The organism is Pseudomonas sp. BMW13 (genome assembly GCF_013357275.1).
Classification (GTDB): domain Bacteria; phylum Pseudomonadota; class Gammaproteobacteria; order Pseudomonadales; family Pseudomonadaceae; genus Aquipseudomonas; species Aquipseudomonas khazarica.
This window is the reverse complement of record NZ_SUKD01000023.1, coordinates 51,098-68,667: the sequence shown is the minus strand read 5'-3', so window position 1 is coordinate 68,667 and position 17,570 is coordinate 51,098. Positions and strand designations below refer to the sequence as shown.

The window sequence follows — 17,570 nt, the reverse complement described above, 5'->3', positions numbered from 1 at the left end:
ATACCAATGCGCGTAATGGTTGTGGATGACGACCCTTGGTTGGCAGATTTGCTTAGGCAACTGGTATTAAGTAGGAGGCCAAGTGCAGAGGTTGACTGTTACAGAGATGTCAAAAGCGCTTTTGCTGGGTGGCAGAGCAAAAAATACCAACTAGTCCTAGCCGACTGGAACCTTCCCGAGGACTCAGGCCTTACGCTGTTGCAGTTGATTCGTAAGGATGATAAGAATACGCCGCTGGTCATGATCACAGGTCGTGCGGATCGTGAAAGCGTTCTAGCAATCAGGCCGTTGGCTATTAGTGCTTACATCACCAAGCCCTTCGACGTGCCAAAAGTGGTGGAGTGTCTAGAGAGCGTACTGCCGGCGGATGATACGACTGTGGTCCATGAAGTGGCTCGTGATGATCTACAAACGTTTCTGTCTGGTCGGTCCGCCGCGGATCTGGATTTACCGTTAATGCTCCAGGTCAAGGATCGGTTGATGCTCGTCGCCCGCGGTACACCGTTGGATTTTCGAGAGCTCGCCGAGGAATGGCAACATGACCCCGCCCTCTGTGCTTATCTGATCGCTGCAGCCAACAGTCCTGCTTATTTATCGGGGGGGCAGCGCTGTACTAACTTAATAGACGCACTGAAGCGCTTAGGCGGGCGTACTAGCCTCAATTTGGCAATTACTCTGGCATTGCGACAGACCGGCAGTTCTGCGGACCCGTTGCTCTCTGTTTTCATTCAAGAGCATCTGGATGCCTCGGAACGACTGGCTGAAAGGGTAGTGCAGTTGGCCCGGCAGTCTGGCGTAGAGCATGGTGCCTTACAGACAGCGGCGATATTGCATCGGCTCGGAGAGTTATGTGTCTTGCAGCAGGTGCAAATATGGAGCAAGCAGGGCAACAGTATAGACGACGGCGCTGTCATCCAGGCGTGCGATGACTATGCCAAGCCCTTTGCTATTGCTCTCAAGGCCCACTGGGGAGTGCCAATAGCATTGCGTGAGCTGATTGGTGCAGTTTATGCGTTACCGCAGTTTCAAGTACGTCGAGAGCAGGTGCTGATGCGTTTAGCGGCTGCTATGGGTAATAACGAGCCAGCACATGTGATAGAGAGCCTGAAACGCCTTGCGGGCATAAATTGAGGTATCTGCTCGAATTTTGAGAAATGTCACTATCAATGAGAGGCTGAATCGACCTTGGCTTCATAGACACCTTCGCCCGTCGCTAAGGGTCGAAAGCTACCTCATGTGAGTTGCTGCTTCTGGCCGGGTGTTGCCGTTGACGAAGAATAGGAGCCGGCCAGACGCCGGCACTGGTACGCGATTGAGTCTGTCTCCGGGAGAAACCTTTATCGACTTGCAACGGAGCCTAACGCTGTCCGAATCTCTCGCGCTAGAAAGACGGAGCCACGCCGACTACTTTGCGAAATGTCACGCGAAAGCTTTCGACGGAAGCAAAACCGTATCGCTCGGCAATTTTTTCGTTGTTCAGGTTGGTGCTTTCAAGCAGCGAACGGGCCAGAGACATGCGTGCATGCTGTAATCAACCCTAGGGTGACTTGCCTGTTGATTCACTGAATCGACGCAAAAAGGTGCGGTCGCATCATTAATGCCTTCGCCGCCAGCTGGCTTACCGTCAACGGTTTGTCCAGATGCTGACGCGCCCACTCCAGCACCGCTGATAGGTCATCCCAAGGCACCTGAGGTACCGGTGCAGGAATAAACTGCGCCTGTCTGCCGGGATGTTGCGGGGCCATCACCAGACGGCGCGCCACGCAGTAGGTAATATGAGCACCGAAGTCGCGCTCGACTAGATGCAGGCACGCATCTATCCCCGCAGCACTACCTGTCGAGGTAATCACTTGGCCGTTGTCCATATAGAGCACCGCTGGATCTACACCGATAGCCGGGAAGCGCGATGCCAGTTCATCGGTATAGCTCCAGTGCATTGTGGCCCGCTTGCCATTAAGGAGTCCCGGCAGCGGCCAGCACAAAGACACCTGAGCAAATCAACAGCAACCGAGCGCCGCGTACATAGGCATTGCCCAGCGCCTCGAGTAGCGCCTCAGGTGGCTGCCACGGTTGCGCCAACCTGGAACAATGATGGTACGGGCCTCGTCCAGCACCTTGAGGTCGGCGTCAGCAGTAGCCAGCAAGCCACCCAAGACGCGCATGGGGCCATCATCCACTGCGACAATGCAATGGCGATACCTGGCAAAGTCGAACTCTGGCGAAATGTTCTCCGGTCTCTGTGCTAACGAAGTGCAAACAGTCGGTACGCTGCCCCTGCACTCCGCTAGCTCAGAACCTCTCTTCATAGTCTGTTTTAACAGGCCATTTCTTGGTATTTGCCATGGCTCAGGTCAGCCCTGACAGCTCGCTCCTGCGAGCGTCAGGGTCTTTCTGTGGCCAAAACAATCACCCGTCGTATAGACCTCGGCCTGCTCGCCGCAGCGAAGAAGCGAGCACATACGCTGGTGGATACGACTCAGGAAGCCCACCTCAAAAGCTCGCCTTTCGATAGCGCAGGGCAGCAGATCGCGCTCCGAGATCATCACAGCCCAGAGCCATCCACTGCGGGCGTTGTCGAGCCATGTCTGGGCCAGCTTCACGCCTTGGTCGAACGCCTTTCTGCAATCGGTAGCCCAGGCTATTTCCATACCTGGATGGCCGTCGTGAGGCGGAAGGTAGGTCATCACACCCTTGCTCATCTGGCACCTCCTCTAGCCTCAGAGAGGGCGCGGCGATAGAGCACGACCATCTCATCGAGCAGAGCCAGCGCTGAATAACCAGCGATGCGCACGCGCAGATCCGCGGGCTGCAAGCCTTCAGGTTCAGCCAGTTGATCCAGCAGGTTACCGAGCATCACCCCACGCAGTTCAGCTGCAGCTTCAGAGGACAGGGGAGAGCGTTCGTATTCATGCAGCGGGCTTCGCTGCAGCGGGAAAGGTACAACGCAGGTTTCGAACTCAGCCATGGCGCACCTCCGGATCAGAGGTGGACAGCAAGACCTGAAGCCCGAGGCGGAGCTCTTGGGTAAAAAAGGGGTAGCGCATTTTCCTTATGCTCCTCAGACGATTAAGGAGCCGCCTACCGCCGTTGCTACACGGTAATGGAGGCGGACCGTGCGGGGGTAGCAAACCGGCGTCCGAGGGAACCGGCCAGGCAAAAGCCTGCCCCACACGGTCCGCCATAGAAGTTAAGCAATCAAGCACGTCGAGTGCTGGCTACTCAAACTATGGCGCTACCGCGCCTCGAACGAATCAGGTTGCTACACCCGGTCGTGGGACTTACCACGACGGGCGCACTCTAGCCTGAGGGTTTCAGGATGGCAACCTACTGTGGCGTAGTTGATTGAGAGGGGACAGTCATTCTCGTTGGAGATAGGGCTGAGGCCGTACTCCATCTATGGCTATTGGCTTACAGCCGTACCTTCGGACTCAACGAGCCCGTCGACATCGAGCGCATGCAGGCTATCAATGAAGAGCTGGATCAGCAGTGGGAGCTGGTGTCGGCCTGCTAACCGGCCAGCGGGATCAAGAAGCGCTTGTGGAGGAGCTAGATATCTCTTCGGTTCGAGTGCATCGGGAAGCGGAGGCGTCTGGTACTCCCTCAGTCGATGTTTTAGTCCGGCCGCATCAAGGGCCTCACGAACAGTACCATAAGGAACGTTCCGCAATTTGCTGAAGCCCCCTGAAATCTGGGGACTGCAGCAAACCTGATGCCGGTCGATTGCGGAACGAATAATTAAGTAAGTTATTGTTTTTACGAATATTAAATGGAGACTTAAAATCTCTCGCCAGTAATGGCGTGCCGGTTCGAGTCCGGCTTCGGGCACCATCTTGCGAAACACGATCTCTGGCGATCCCAAGATACTCCTGGGGCTTCTTCTCCCGCCATCGCCGCAGAGGCAGGCAGCCGACTATCCAAACAGCTATCTTGTGCCTTGCTCAGGATAGCGAGTGACGCGCCAGCCTCTCGAATCTCCATGGCTTTCCTGCCCCAGAACCGACCTGGCCTCCGCGCTCACGTACCAGCGTCTCGCAGTCCTTGCTCCGTCACAGACAGGTGACGTTCCATACCGGCTCAAATGCTGCACGGCACGAGAGTCGGCAGGTTCGTGTCAGATGCCGCACTGGCTGCCTTTCCAGTTCCGCGCAGGGTCATTTTTCATTTGATACGGCCACTGATTCAAGATAGCTTCATGAGTGATTGGTCGCGGAGCCCTCTGTAATCAAGGTTTTCATGGTCTTTTTTCAAGATAGTCGAGATTGTTTTTTGAGATAATCCTGCGTATGTCGCCATTTGCTCATCATGAACTCCAGCTTCTGAACCCTTCCTTCGCTTCGCCTCTGGTGGATGTGCTCAACGAGCTCGAGCACCTGCGGCGCCTGCAGCTTCAGGGCAGTACGCCGTTGCCGGTGTTCTACCAGTTGAAAGGCATCTTCCACATGCTGGAGAGCCTGGGTTCGGCTCGGATCGAAGGTAACCACACGACACTGGCGGATTACGTCGAAAGCAAGGTCGAGGGGCGGCAGCAGGAGAGCGACCAGTTGCGGGAGGTCGCGAACATCGAACGGGCGATGGAGTACATCGAGGGCTCGATGAGCCCCGGAGATGCGCTGTCCGAGCATTTCATCCGCGAGCTGCATCAGCTTGCTGTCGACGATCTGGAAAGAGAGGGTGACCGCACACCCGGAGCCTATCGGTCGGGGGGCGTCCGTATTTCCCAGTCGCCCCATGTTCCACCGGATGCGGTTTCCGTCCCCGGTTACATGAGCGAACTGGTCGATTTCGTGAACCGGCCTGATCCATCCAAGTACGACCTGATGAAGGTGGCGCTGGCTCATCACCGCTTTGGCTGGATCCACCCGTTCGGTAACGGCAACGGGCGCGTGGTGAGGCTTCTGACCTACGCGTTGCTGATCAAGTACGGTTTCAACGTGAACGTCGGTGGCCGGTTGCTGAATCCTACGGCGGTCTTCTGCAATGACCGTGAGCGTTACTACGCCATGCTTTCCGGCGCGGACAGCGGCACAGCGGAGGGCCTGGAAAACTGGTGTATCTATGTTCTGGAGGGTGTGCGCGAAGAGCTGGACAAGGTGGATCGCCTGACGGATTTCGAGTACCTGACCCGGCATATCCTCAATCCCGCCGTGGATATCGCACGTAATCGCAGCCTGATCACGGCGACCGAGGAGGGCGTGCTCAAGCTCGCCATCAGGCAAGGCGTGGTGAAGTCTGCGGACCTGGCGCCTGCGCTGCCTGGTTTGACCGCCAATCAGCGGACCTACCAGCTGAAGAAGCTGGTCGACCAGGGCATGCTTCGCCCGGTCGCCGAGGGTTCCAGGCAGTACACGATCGGTTTCTCCAACAACTACCTGATCCGTGGCGTCGTCAAGGCACTACGGGACGAAGGCTTCATCCCGGAACCCGTCGTAGGCGTCTGACCTGCGCCAAGCCCCGTGACCGTCAGGCATCACGCTTGAGGGCGTTGCCCGAGCGCGGCCATTGTCATCTTTCCTTCTCCGCTCCGTCACATCGCTGCCACCGCGATTGGTTGCAATCGCAGCAAACCTCTGGAGGATGCTGCGATGCAGATAGGCGTGATTGGAGCAGGCTACGTGGGCTTGGTGACGGCAACCTGCTTTGCCGAGATGGGCAACCGGGTGATCTGCGTCGAGCGTGATCCGCAGCGGGTCGCGATGCTCTCCCGCGGTGAGGTACCGATCTACGAACCGGGGCTTGAGGCGATGCTCAAGGCGCAGCTCGCCAGCGGCCAGCTCAGCTTCACCTCCCAGCTGCGCGCCGGCATCCGGCGCGCCGAGGTGGTGTTCATCGCCGTGGGCACGCCAAGCGGCGAGGATGGCTCGGCGGACCTGACGCATGTGCTGGCGGTTGCCGACGAACTGGGGGAACAGCTCGATCACAACTGCCTGGTCGTGGACAAGTCCACCGTGCCGGTCGGCACCGCTGGCCGGGTGGAGCAGCGTGTCAACGCGGGGCTGGTGCGGCGTGGGCTGCACGCGCGTGTGGTGGTGGCGAGCAATCCCGAGTTCCTCAAGGAGGGCTCTGCCGTCGAGGACTTCATGCGCCCGGACCGGGTCATCGTGGGCTGTGACGACGAGCGTGGCCGCGAGCTGTTGCGCCGGCTGTACGCGCCGTTCCTGCGCAACCACGACCGCCTGCTCTGCATGGGCGTGCGTGCCGCCGAGTTCAGCAAGTACGCGGCCAATGCCTTTCTCGCCACCAAGATCTCCTTCATCAACGAGATGGCCGGCATCTGTGCGCGCCTGGGCGTGGACGTCGAGGAGGTCCGTCGTGGTATCGGCAGCGACCGGCGCATCGGCACCCACTTCATCTACGCCGGCTGCGGTTACGGCGGCTCGTGCTTCCCCAAGGACGTTAAGGCGCTGATCCGCACCGCCGAGCATGAAGGCATCGAGCCGGGCATCCTGCGCGCGGTCGAAGCGCGCAACGCGCTGCAGAAGACCCTGCTGTTCCAGGCCTTGCGCGAGCACTTCAACGGTCATTTCCAGGGGCGGGTCATCGCGCTCTGGGGCCTGGCGTTCAAGCCTGGCACCGACGACCTGCGCGAAGCGCCGAGCCTGGTACTGCTGGAGGCGTTGCTCACGGCGGGTGCGCGGGTCCAGGCCTGCGACCCGGTAGCCACTGCCGGCGTGGCTGCGCGCTACACCGCAGCGGTCGAATCGGGGCAGTTGCAGCTGAGCGATTCGCCCTATGCGGCGACCCAGGGGGCCGACGCGCTGGTGCTGGTGACCGAGTGGAAGCAGTTCCGTCAGCCGGACTTTCCACGCATACGCGGGGCGATGCGCATGCCGGTGCTGTTCGATGGGCGCAACATCTACGACGCGGCTCAGCTGGCCGAGCAGGGATTTTTGTACCGCGGCATCGGTCGGCCAGCAGTCGGCAGTTGTAAGGCCAGCGCGGCTTGATAGACTGGGCGCGCCATTCATCCTCCATCAGGGAGTCCCATGATCAAGAAATGCCTGTTCCCCGCTGCCGGTTACGGTACCCGCTTTCTGCCCGCCACCAAGGCCATGCCGAAAGAAATGTTACCGGTGGTGAACAAGCCACTGATTCAGTATGGGGTCGAAGAGGCACTCGAGGCTGGCCTCAGCCAGATCTCCATCGTTACCGGTCGCGGCAAGCGCGCTCTGGAAGACCATTTCGACGTCAGCTATGAACTCGAGCACCAGATCAAGGGCACCGACAAGGAAAAATACCTGGTCGGCATTCGCCGCCTGATCGACGAGTGCAGCTTTTCCTACACCCGCCAGGTCGAGATGAAAGGCCTGGGGCACGCCATTCTGTGCGGCCAGCCGCTGATCGGCGACGAGCCGTTCGCCGTGGTCCTGGCCGACGACCTGTGCCTGAACCTGGAAGGCGACAGCGTGCTGGCGCAGATGGTCAAGCTGTACAACCAGTTCCGCTGCTCCATCGTCGCGATCCAGGAAGTCCCGCGTGACGAAACCTACAAGTACGGTGTGATCGACGGTGAGATGATCCGTGACGACATCTACCGCGTCAGCAACATGGTGGAGAAGCCCAAGCCGGAAGACGCGCCGTCGAACCTGGCGATCATCGGCCGCTACATCCTCACGCCGGATATCTTCGACCTGATTCGCAGCACCCCGCCTGGCAAGGGCGGTGAAATCCAGATCACCGATGCACTGATGCGCCAGGCCCAGCAGGGCTGCGTGATGGCCTACAAGTTCAAGGGCCAGCGTTTCGACTGCGGTAGCGCCGAAGGCTACATCGAGGCGACCAACTTCTGCTTCGAGAATCTGTACAAGACCGGCAAGGCGTTCTGATACGCAGGCTGATCGACACGACGCCACCTTCGGGTGGCGTCTTGCTTTCAGGGGATCGGCATCTGCTCCGAACCCGGCCCCAGAGGCTGGCCGTAGCTGAACTCCACGTAGTTGCCTGCGGGATCGCGCAGGCCGCAGTAGAAGCCGACCGGGTAGGGCTCGTCGCGCGGCGGCCAGATCAGGCAGCCGTCGGCGGCGGCCATGGCGGCAATGCGCTCGACGTCGGCGCGGCTTTCCAGCGCGAAACCGAAGTGGCTGTAGTCATCCGCGGCCAGATGCCTGTCCTGGCCACCGGGCATGATGACGAAGATGAACTGGTGTTCCTTGCCGGGTTCGGCCATCCAGACGATGCGCGTGCCCTTGCCCGGACGCTGGTGGATCACCTGCATGCCGCAGTAGCGGCGATAGAAATCGATGCAGGCGTCCAGGTCCGGTACATGGAGGGCGATGTGGGTCAGGGCAGGGCGCATGGCGTACACCTCCTGGACTCAGCTTAGCCGCTGGCTTTCGGGTATGCTGGCGACCTGTTCAAGGAGGCCGCAATGAGTTACGACTTCGATCTCTTCGTTATCGGTGCCGGGTCCGGCGGTGTGCGTGCGGCACGTTTCGCCGCTGGCTTCGGCGCACGCGTGGCCGTTGCCGAAAGCCGCTACCTGGGCGGCACCTGCGTGAACGTCGGCTGCGTGCCGAAGAAGTTGCTGGTCTTCGGCGCGCACTTCGCCGAGGACTTCGAGCAGGCCGAGGGCTTCGGCTGGTCGCTGGGAGCCGCGAACTTCGACTGGGCAACGCTGATCGCCAACAAGAACCGCGAGATCGAGCGCCTCAACGGGATCTACCGCAACCTGCTGGTCAACAGCGGGGTCAGCCTGTTCGAGGGTCATGCGCGCATCGTCGACGCCCACACCGTCGAAGTCGACGGCGAGCGCCACAGTGCCGAGCGCATTCTCATCGCCACCGGTGGCTGGCCGAAGATTCCGGACATTCCCGGCCGCGAGCACGCCATCAGCTCCAACGAAGCCTTCTTCCTGAAAACGCTGCCCAAGCGTGTGCTGGTGGTGGGCGGTGGTTATATCGCGGTCGAGTTCGCCTCCATCTTCCACGGCCTCGGCGCGCAGGCTACGTTGCTGTATCGCGGCGACCTGTTCCTGCGCGGCTTCGACGGTGCAGTGCGTGAGCACCTGAAAGAGGAGCTGAGCAAGAAGGGGCTGGACCTGCAGTTCAACGCCGATATCGCCAGCATCGAATGCAAGGCCGATGGCAGCCTGGCGGCGACGCTCAAGGATGGTCGCGTGCTGGACACCGATTGTGTGTTCTACGCCACCGGCCGCCGGCCGATGCTGGACAACCTCGGCCTGGAGAATGTCGAGGTGAAGCTGGACGAGCGCGGCTACATCGCCGTGGACGAGCAGTTCCAGACATCCACGCCCTCGATCCTCGCCCTGGGCGACGTCATCGGTCGCGTCCAGCTGACCCCCGTGGCGCTGGCCGAGGGCATGGCGGTGGCCCGTCGCCTGTTCAAGCCCGAGGAATACCGCCCGCTGGACTACCGCATGATTCCGACCGCCGTGTTCAGCCTGCCGAATATCGGCACCGTCGGGCTCAGCGAGGAACAGGCCATCGAGGACGGGTACAAGGTGAAGATCTTCGAGAGCCGTTTCCGGCCGATGAAGCTGACCCTGACCGACAACCCGGAGCGCACCCTGATGAAACTGGTGGTCGACGCCGACAGCGATCGCGTGCTCGGCTGCCACATGGTCGGCCCGGAGGCGGGCGAGATCGTCCAGGGCCTGGCCATCGCGCTGAAGGCCGGTGCGACCAAGCAGATCTTCGACGAGACCATCGGGGTGCACCCGAGTTCGGCCGAGGAGTTCGTCACCCTGCGCACGCCGGTCAGCCGCTGAGCGCAGCATGGAGCGACTTTTCTACATCGCCGACCTGTTCGGCGTAGCGGTATTCGCCATCACCGGCGCGCTGATGGCCGGGCGCAAGTCCATGGACCTGTTCGGCGTGCTGGTGATGGCCATCGTCACCGCGCTGGGCGGTGGCACCTTGCGTGACCTGATCCTGGACAACCATCCGGTCAGCTGGATTCGTGACGACACCTACATCCTGGTGGCATCGCTGGCGGCCCTGGGCACGGTCGCCTGGGTACGCATGACGCGACCGATTCACGAGAAGGGCCTGCTGATCGCCGACGCCTTCGGCCTCGCCGTGTTCACTGTGTACGGTACCGAGCTGGCGTTGCAGCACGGTACGCCAATCAGCACGGCGGTGATCATGGGCGTGATGACCGGGGTGGTCGGAGGCGTCATTCGCGACGTTCTGTGCAACGAGATTCCGCTGATTTTCCAGAAGGAAATCTACGCGACCGCCTGCATCGCCGGCGCGCTGACCTTCATCGCCCTGCGCATGCTGGGTACGCCGCACTGGGTGGACACGGCTGCAGCGATGCTGGTCGTGCTGGCCTCGCGTCTGGCTGCAATTCACTGGCACCTCGGGTTGCCGCGTTTTCATCTACTGGACAGGCATTGAGCATGATCGAACGACTGGATCACCTGGTACTGACGGTGGCGGATATCGACGTCACCGTCGACTTCTACGAGCGCGTTCTGGGCATGCGCCACGAGCGTTTCGGCGCCGGGCGCAGCGCACTGGTCTTCGGCCGGCAGAAATTCAACCTGCACCAGGCAGGGCGCGAGTTCGAGCCCAAGGCGGCCAGGCCGACGCCGGGTGCCATCGACCTTTGCCTGATCACCCAGTGGTCGATGGCGCAGGTGCTGGAACACCTGGCCGGGCAGGGGGTGTCCGTGGAGGAGGGCCCCGTTGCGCGCACGGGCGCCGTCGGGCCTATCGAGTCGGTGTATTTCCGCGATCCGGACAGCAACCTGATCGAAGTCAGTCGTTATCCCGACAACGGCTGAAACCGACGCCTGCTTCGCAGGCGCGGATGAAATTTCTTGAACCGATCGGCCGCCAGGCTGGTCAGGTTCTGTACCCAGTCTCTGAATTTGGTATGGAATCCATGATCAAGAAATGTCTCTTTCCCGCGGCCGGCTACGGCACACGCTTTCTTCCCGCGACCAAGTCGATGCCCAAGGAAATGCTGCCGGTGGTCGACACGCCGCTGATCCAGTACGGCGTCGAAGAAGCGCTCGAGGCCGGCCTGTCGGAAATCGCCATCGTCACGGGGCGTGGCAAGCGCGCGCTGGAAGATCACTTCGACATCAGCTACGAGCTGGAACACGAAATCTCCAACACCGGCAAGGAGAAGTCCTTGAGCGGTGTTCGCCAGCTGATCGATGAATGCACCTTTTCCTACACCCGCCAGGTGGAGATGAAAGGCCTGGGGCATGCCATCCTCACTGGCCGTCCGCTGATCGGTGACGAAGCGTTCGCCGTGGTCCTGGCCGACGACCTGTGCCTGAACCTGGAAGGCGACGGCGTACTGAGCCAGATGGTCAAGCTCTACGAACAGTTCCGATGCTCGATCGTGGCCATCCAGGAAGTACCGATGGAGGAGGTGTCGCGCTACGGTGTGATCGCCGGCGAGGCGCTGCGTGACGATATCTTCCGCATCGAGCGCATGGTGGAGAAGCCTCGGCCGGAAGACGCGCCGTCGAACCTGGCGATTATTGGCCGTTACATCCTGACGCCGGACATCTTCTCGCTGATCGAGCAGACCGAGCCCGGCAAGAGCGGCGAGATCCAGATCACCGACGCCTTGATGAAGCAGGCGCAACAAGGCTGCGTGCTGGCATACAAGTTCAAGGGCCAGCGTTTCGACTGCGGTTCGGCCGAGGGCTACGTGCAGGCGACCAATTTCTGTTTCGAGAACCGCCACAGGACGCACCCGGTGAGTGCGGCGAACGCACGCCTGAAGGCGGTATCGGCCTGAGCGAGCGGTTGCGTCTCCATCGGGCGAAAGCGCGTCGTGCTGCTCGACGCGCTGCCGCTCATGGGATCAGGCGCCCGATACTCGGCGGTGGCAGGTAGCATCCGCCCTGGGGCGCAGGACAGACGAGCAGGGTCATCTGGGGCTGGGGACGCGACATGATCAATGTGCCGGCCAGGCCGACAATCACGGTAACGGCGAGCAGCGTGCAGCAGGTGGAGGTCTTCATGGCGCACCTCAGGCTGGGCGCTTCACCTGCGGGGCAGGCCAGCGCGGTTGTTGTTGTGCCTTCACCTTAGGGCGCCTCGGAAAGAGCGTCCTCGTCCGAGTGAACTAGATCGTCTCCGTGCCTGTGCGCGCAGGCACTTGCCGCTTGCAGCGCGCGAATGCAGCGGTGCGGCGCGGAACAAGGTTGCTGTTCGAGTACGAGGAGAGGGAGGGGCCAGAAGATCCCGCCGGGGGGAGTTGGCGAGACCCTGGCCGTCACGTGCAGCCGAGCAGTCGGAGCTTCCTCGAGCAATCCACCGCGCCAACGGGCGCCGTCTTCAGCCTTTCACCACATATTCATGGCGTTCGGCGTTCTCGCGCGGGACTTCGGCGGCATCGACATAGAACTGCTCGTACCACTTGCGTAGCTGGTAGACCGGGCCGTCGCCGTCACACAGCAGCGGATTGTCGACTCGGGTCTTGCTCTGCCAGATCGCCACATCTTCGTAGAAGGCGGCGCGCGCCTGCTCGACGTAGGCCATGGCCATGGCGCGGTTCTGCTCCTCGCTGAGGCCGGGGATTTTCTTCACCAGCACACCGTAGCGCAGGGTGAAACTGTGCTGGTTTATCGGCACATGGCAGTTGAGCAGGATCGAATGGATGGCCTGCCCGGCCATCGAACCGGTCATGTCAGTGATCTGGTAGGCAGGGCCATAGTAGGTGGCCACCGTGACCAGCTCGGCATCGCCGGACAGGCGCGCGCTGGTGCCGCGCATGCTCTGCTCGGCGACATGCCCCTCGAAGGTGTTGCTGAAGTAGTGCAGTGGCGCGCCATGCACGCTGCCGAAGTGCGCCATGTCTGCCACGTTGTCCACCAGCTCGCGGCAATTGGTCGCGATGGTCATTTCGGCGATGGCCCAGCTGGCCCAGGCTTCGTCGTAGCAGGCATCGATACGTGGGATGGCTTGCTCGGCACGTGGTGGATTGCCCTCCGGGTCGTGCCAGACGAACAGCAGGTGATTCTGCTCCAGAACGGGCCAGGCCTTGATCCTGGCCCGTGGTGGGATGCGCTTGGCGTACGGGATGTCGTCGCACACGCCATCGGCGCCCCAGCGCCATTCGTGGAAGGGGCAACGTAGCGAGTTACCCTCGACGCAACCTTCGCTGAGATCCGCCCCCATGTGCGGGCAATACCCGTCGAGAATATGCAGCTGGCCGTCCTCGCCCTGGAATGCGACCAGGCGGGTACCAAAGGCATCGATACGATGCGCCCGACCGTCGCGGTAGTCGTTGGCCAGGCCCAGGCAGTGCCAGCCACGGGCGTAACGCTCGGGGAGCTGTTTCACTTCGATTCGGTGCAGTGCGGGCATCTTGTGTTCTCCGTTGGCGCGCATGGGTAGGTTGCGCCCTGGATTCTGCGGCCTGAATTGCGCCAGGCATCGTCTGAATGGACGATGCCTGCGGTCGTTGCCCCGGCTCTACTGACACCACGAGAACGAGGAGTGGAGGTCCAGATGAGCGACACTGACGCTCGCGTAGCCGTCATCACCGGGGCTGCCAGCGGCATCGGCCGCGGGCTGGCCGAATACGCAGCCAGCCGAGGCCTGAGGCTGGTCCTGGGCGATATAGATGCGGCCTGTCTGGCCACCGTAGCCGAGATGCTGAGTGAGCGCGGGGCTGAAGTTGCCTGGCAACTGACAGACGTCAGCCAGCCGCAGCATCTGGAGACGCTGCGCGATCTCGCCGTACAGCGCTTCGGCGGCGTCGACCTGCTGTTCAACAATGCCGGGATCATGCAGACCGGGCTGTGCTGGGAGGTCGATGCGGCCAAGTGGCAGCGCATGCTCGACATCAATCTGAATGGTGTGCTCAACGGCATTCGCAGTTTCATGCCGCTGCTGCTGCAGCAGAAGCGCCCGGCCCATGTGATCAATACCGCGTCCCTGGCGGGCCTGATCAACAGCCCGCTGCTGGGGCCTTACAACGTCACCAAGCAGGCGGTGGTCGCGATCTCCGAGACCCTGCATTACGAGCTGGCCATGCTCGATGCGCCGATCGTCGTCTCGGTGCTCTGCCCGGGGCCGGTAGCCAGTTCGATCATGGAATCCAACAGCCGTATCGGTGATGCGGATGCACAACTCGACACGCTGCTGGGCAGCCGTATCCGCGAAGGCATGAGCCCCCTGGAACTGGCGCAACAGGTATTCGCTGCCATCGACGAGCAGCGCTTCTGGATTTTCCCGCACAAGTTCTTCAAGCCAGCCCTGCAGCGACGCCTGCAAAGCATGCTCGACGAGACCAACCCGGTCTTGCAGTTGGCACAGGAGTAGGGCCATGCCTCTCGACAGTCAGATCGCTGCCGTCCTTGCCCAGTTCAGCAGCTTGCCGCAACCCGACTTCAGTACAGCGACACCGTGCAGACCCAGGTTGCGCTCTTTGGCCTGGATGTCGGCGTCACCCTGCACGACTGGCTGCAACTACAGCAGCGCCAGGTGCAGATGAGCGACAGCAAGCAGGACAAGATCGCCGCCGAAGCTGCCCGGCTGGAGTATCGCAAGCTGCAGGAAAAGCTCAGGCAAACCCCGGCGACGGACTTCCAAACCGTTGACGCCGAACTGCAAGCCGCTCTTGCCGCCCTTGAGCGTCTGGATCACTGGAGCGATGAATGGCTGGCCGAGTTGGCGCCCAGCTTCGGTTCATTACGCCATACATTGATCGAGCTACGTGCTCAGCTCGAGGAATTCATCCCGCCAGCCGAGTCTCCTTCATCCAATCCTGAGAGCGATGCCGCCATGGACGAGCCGACTACCGAACCGACTGTCCCAGCGCCGCCTGTCGCGGGTGTACCCAGCAGTCGTGAGCAGGCCTATCGGCAACTGGCACAGATTGCCGATTATCTGGCCAAGACCGAACCGCACAGCCCGGTGCCTTATGTCATCCGCAGGGCAGTGGAGTGGGGCAACCAGCCGCTCGGTGAGCTACTGGATGAGTTGATCAGCGCCGATGCCGAGTCCCGGCGCCTATGGAAGCTGCTCGGCGTTCTCAAGTGACCTTCGAGCACAGCATGGCCAGCGCTCTGGGCGCGCAGATTGATCTGCATGTCGGGTCGGGTATGCGCGTCCTCGTCGGTGCAATGACGAGTGCAGTCTCAGCTGGCGAAAGTTTTGAGTCGTGACGTATCGAGGCGAGTTGGTCTGTAGCGTCGACTGTCCATGCGCTTATCCATCCGGTGCAAAGCAGCGCCGAAAGACTCGGATAGATTTGGAAGACGGTTGGGCGTCGACGAGCAACGATTAGGCTGGTTGGAGTTTTCCAGCTGGACGACGTGGCAAGCCGGGAAGTGGTCATCGATACACGTAATTTAACATAATATACATTATGCGAAGTATTGGTTGGGACGAAGCCACTCAGGGGCGTAGACAAAACGCTCTGCGTACGCATGCAACCAACACATGAAAACAGATACCGCTACCGGCCTGAAACCTCCGCAGCACTACGGATGGTGGACGGCCAATGCGACAGGCATGATGAGGTCCATGAAATCATCGTCCAGATTCAGCGTTCCCGTGCTCTGGCTGATCCTGTTCTGCCCCGGTGCAGCCTGGATTGGCTGGCAGGACGGCGTTGCCAACTACGAACGCTTCTTCCAGGACACCAGCATCGCCCAGCGCATGCTCAGTCAGAAGACCGTGCAGCATGAGGCCGTCCTGGCAACGCTGGCGGCGTTGGCGAATCCGCCTGCGCCCGAACGCCTGTTGCCCAGTCTGCAACCAAGCATGCCGCAGCTGCAGGGTCTCGGGCTGTTTCGCAACGGCACCTGGATGGCAACTCAGGCAGCGCCTGCTGACCTGGCGATGATGCTCGAACGAGCGCGCCAACTGCAGCGGCCTGTCACCTTGCCTCAGGAGCAGTCGCGCTACTGGCTGGTCGCGCCGTCAGGCTGGAGCCTGTTGCTGGATGCACGACAATTGCTCTCCGCCGATGAATTCCCGCCATCACTGGGCGTGTTGACCCTGGATCTGGGCAACGGACCGCTCACGCTGCTGGCCCGTCAGCCCAAGGACCTTTCCGTGGGCTGGACGTTCGACCTGCGCAAACCGCTGGGAGCCGTCAGCCAGCCCTTTGCCTTGCGCAGCTGGCGGACCCTGACGCCAGCTGACTGGCCCTGGCCGGCATGGCTGACATGGGCGTTCGCCAGCGCTCTGCTGGCCGCTGCCGGCACGGCCTGGCAGCGCACGCGCGCCGAGGCTCGGCGACAGCAGGAGCAAGCCCGCCTGGCGCAGATGGCCCGTCTGGGCTCGCTGGGTGAAATGGCCGCAGGCATCGCCCATGAGCTGAACCAGCCACTGACGGCGATTCTCGCCCAGGTGCGTGCAGCCGAGCGCCTGCTCGACGACGAGGACGAGCGCCCTGCCGTGCGCCAGGCGCTGCTTGCCAGCGCTGCCCAGGCACGCCGTGCGGCGGACATCATCAGCCGATTGCGCGATCTGGTGCAGTCCAGCTCGCCGTCGACTCGTGCAGCGGTGGATGCCGAGCAGCTGATGGCCTCGCTACTGTTTCTACGCGCCGAGGAGCTGGCCCGCCAGGGCATTCGCCTGAGCTGGTCCAATGCCAGCCCGGGCGAATGCCCGCTGGGCGATCGGGTCGCGCTCGAGCAGATAGTGCACAACCTGGTGCAGAACGCAGCTGACATGCGCGGCACCCGCAACATCCAGGTCAGTGGCGGCGTCGAGGACGATGCGTATGTGTTCAATGTCAGCGACGATGGTCCGGGCATCGCAGACGAAGCGCTACCACGCCTGTTCGAGCCGTTCTATACGTCACGCCTGCACGGCATGGGGCTGGGCCTGACACTGTGCGAAACGCTGGCCGGCGCCATGGACGGCCAGCTCAGCGCGCGTAACCTGGACGCGGGCGGCGCCTGCTTCACCCTGCGCCTGCCGCTTGCCGGAGCCGATGCATGAGCGCCCTCTCCCACTCCCCGCTGGTTTACCTGGTCGACGATGATAACGCCGTGCGTGATGGCCTGGCCCTGCTGCTGCGCAGCGTCGGCTTGCGCAGCGAGAGCCATGGCGATCCGCAGGCATTTCTCGCCACGCTGTCGGCGCAGTCGATCGGCTGCGTCGTGCTGGACATTCGCATGCCGGGCATGGGTGGGCTGGAGCTACTGGAACGGCTCGCCGAATGCTCCGATCTGCCGGTGGTGATGCTGACCGGGCATGGCAACGTCGATCTGTGTCGCCGTGCCTTCAAGGGCGGCGCCATGGAGTTCCTGCAGAAGCCCGTGGATGACGACGTGTTCCTGGATGCGGTGCAAGCCGCTGTACGTCTGCATATCGCCAGCCGGGAGCGTCAGGCCGTCACCCTGGCGGCCAGCGAGCGCCTGGCGCGCTTGTCCGGGCGCGAGCATGACGTGCTGGTGCGCATCGTCACAGGCATGAGCAACAAGGAGATCGCGCGGGAGCTGGAGCTCTCGCCGCGAACCGTGGAAACCTACCGGGCCAACGTCTTCGACAAGCTCGAAGCCGACTCGCTGGCACAGCTGATCCGCCAGTACGCCAGCCTGCTGGATGAACCATCTCCGTAGTGCTACGGAGAACGACGAGTAGTCGGGCGAATACCGCGGCGAGGGGCATGCGACCAGACTG

General features: G+C 61.7%; 17 protein-coding genes and 1 pseudogene. 12 read left to right on the top strand and 6 right to left on the bottom strand.

Annotated features, from left to right (window positions below; translation table 11 throughout):
- Positions 1–6: 6 nt before the first annotated feature.
- Positions 7–1,131, top strand: coding sequence for a response regulator (locus E4487_RS18410; RefSeq protein ID WP_175254059.1), 1,125 nt, complete (start codon positions 7–9; stop codon positions 1,129–1,131).
- 250 nt (positions 1,132–1,381) lie between these two features.
- Here the strand turns inward: E4487_RS18410 and E4487_RS18405 are convergent.
- The 3 genes and pseudogenes from E4487_RS18405 to E4487_RS18395 form a co-directional block, all read right to left on the bottom strand.
- Positions 1,382–2,225: pseudogene (locus E4487_RS18405) on the bottom strand (helix-turn-helix domain-containing protein).
- A gap of 126 nt (positions 2,226–2,351) precedes the next feature.
- The gene (locus E4487_RS18400; RefSeq protein ID WP_175254058.1) at positions 2,352–2,699 is read right to left on the bottom strand and encodes a LasR-specific antiactivator QslA; all 348 of its coding nucleotides are present in this window, start codon (positions 2,697–2,699) and stop codon (positions 2,352–2,354) included.
- Positions 2,696–2,965 (bottom strand): hypothetical protein, encoded by a 270-nt coding sequence (locus tag E4487_RS18395; protein ID WP_175254057.1) that lies wholly within the window; start codon positions 2,963–2,965, stop codon positions 2,696–2,698. The genes E4487_RS18400 and E4487_RS18395 overlap by 4 nt, the downstream gene beginning before the upstream one ends.
- Positions 2,966–4,283: 1,318 nt before the next feature.
- Here E4487_RS18395 and E4487_RS18390 point away from each other — a divergent pair.
- From E4487_RS18390 to galU (E4487_RS18380), 3 genes are all read left to right on the top strand, one after another.
- Entirely contained in the window at positions 4,284–5,438 is a 1,155-nt protein-coding gene (locus tag E4487_RS18390; protein ID WP_134675994.1) for a Fic family protein, read from the top strand.
- Between the two features lie 144 nt (positions 5,439–5,582).
- A complete protein-coding gene (locus E4487_RS18385) occupies positions 5,583–6,944 on the top strand; it encodes a UDP-glucose/GDP-mannose dehydrogenase family protein (RefSeq protein ID WP_175254056.1) in 1,362 nt (453 codons plus the stop codon).
- Positions 6,945–6,983: 39 nt separating this feature from the next.
- Positions 6,984–7,823, top strand: a complete 840-nt coding sequence (galU, locus tag E4487_RS18380; protein ID WP_037056659.1) for a UTP--glucose-1-phosphate uridylyltransferase GalU — start codon at positions 6,984–6,986, stop codon at positions 7,821–7,823.
- Positions 7,824–7,870: 47 nt separating this feature from the next.
- On the opposite strand, the gene E4487_RS18375 is transcribed toward galU (E4487_RS18380), so the two are convergent.
- Positions 7,871–8,293 (bottom strand): VOC family protein, encoded by a 423-nt coding sequence (locus E4487_RS18375; RefSeq protein WP_037056658.1) that lies wholly within the window; start codon positions 8,291–8,293, stop codon positions 7,871–7,873.
- A 72-nt stretch (positions 8,294–8,365) separates the two neighbouring features.
- Between E4487_RS18375 and gorA the strand changes: the two genes are divergently transcribed.
- From gorA to galU (E4487_RS18355), 4 genes are all read left to right on the top strand, one after another.
- Positions 8,366–9,724, top strand: a complete 1,359-nt coding sequence (gorA, locus tag E4487_RS18370; protein WP_175254055.1) for a glutathione-disulfide reductase — start codon at positions 8,366–8,368, stop codon at positions 9,722–9,724.
- Positions 9,725–9,731: 7 nt separating this feature from the next.
- On the top strand, positions 9,732–10,355 hold the full coding sequence (locus E4487_RS18365) for a trimeric intracellular cation channel family protein (protein WP_037056654.1): 624 nt from the start codon (positions 9,732–9,734) through the stop codon (positions 10,353–10,355).
- 2 nt (positions 10,356–10,357) lie between these two features.
- Positions 10,358–10,744, top strand: a complete 387-nt coding sequence (locus tag E4487_RS18360) for a VOC family protein (protein WP_037056652.1) — start codon at positions 10,358–10,360, stop codon at positions 10,742–10,744.
- A gap of 101 nt (positions 10,745–10,845) precedes the next feature.
- Entirely contained in the window at positions 10,846–11,718 is an 873-nt protein-coding gene (gene galU / locus E4487_RS18355; RefSeq protein ID WP_175254054.1) for a UTP--glucose-1-phosphate uridylyltransferase GalU, read from the top strand.
- Positions 11,719–11,776: 58 nt separating this feature from the next.
- Here the strand turns inward: galU (E4487_RS18355) and E4487_RS18350 are convergent, their stop codons facing one another.
- Both E4487_RS18350 and E4487_RS18345 read right to left on the bottom strand, forming a co-directional pair.
- Positions 11,777–11,944 (bottom strand): hypothetical protein, encoded by a 168-nt coding sequence (locus E4487_RS18350; RefSeq protein ID WP_156049331.1) that lies wholly within the window; start codon positions 11,942–11,944, stop codon positions 11,777–11,779.
- 316 nt (positions 11,945–12,260) lie between these two features.
- Positions 12,261–13,292: a Rieske 2Fe-2S domain-containing protein gene (locus tag E4487_RS18345; protein WP_134675862.1), complete on the bottom strand. Its 1,032-nt coding sequence runs from the start codon at positions 13,290–13,292 to the stop codon at positions 12,261–12,263.
- Positions 13,293–13,436: 144 nt separating this feature from the next.
- Here E4487_RS18345 and E4487_RS18340 point away from each other — a divergent pair, with 144 nt between their 5' ends.
- The 4 genes from E4487_RS18340 to E4487_RS18325 all read left to right on the top strand — a co-directional run bounded on the left by E4487_RS18340 (position 13,437) and on the right by E4487_RS18325 (position 17,509).
- Positions 13,437–14,252, top strand: a complete 816-nt coding sequence (locus E4487_RS18340; protein ID WP_037056646.1) for an SDR family NAD(P)-dependent oxidoreductase — start codon at positions 13,437–13,439, stop codon at positions 14,250–14,252.
- An 84-nt stretch (positions 14,253–14,336) separates the two neighbouring features.
- The gene (locus E4487_RS18335) at positions 14,337–14,972 is read left to right on the top strand and encodes a hypothetical protein (RefSeq protein WP_175254053.1); all 636 of its coding nucleotides are present in this window, start codon (positions 14,337–14,339) and stop codon (positions 14,970–14,972) included.
- A gap of 486 nt (positions 14,973–15,458) precedes the next feature.
- Complete coding sequence (locus E4487_RS18330; protein ID WP_175254052.1) at positions 15,459–16,886, top strand: sensor histidine kinase; 1,428 nt, start codon at positions 15,459–15,461, stop codon at positions 16,884–16,886.
- The gene (locus E4487_RS18325) at positions 16,883–17,509 is read left to right on the top strand and encodes a response regulator transcription factor (protein ID WP_175254051.1); all 627 of its coding nucleotides are present in this window, start codon (positions 16,883–16,885) and stop codon (positions 17,507–17,509) included. The genes E4487_RS18330 and E4487_RS18325 overlap by 4 nt, the downstream gene beginning before the upstream one ends.
- Positions 17,510–17,570 lie beyond the last annotated feature (61 nt).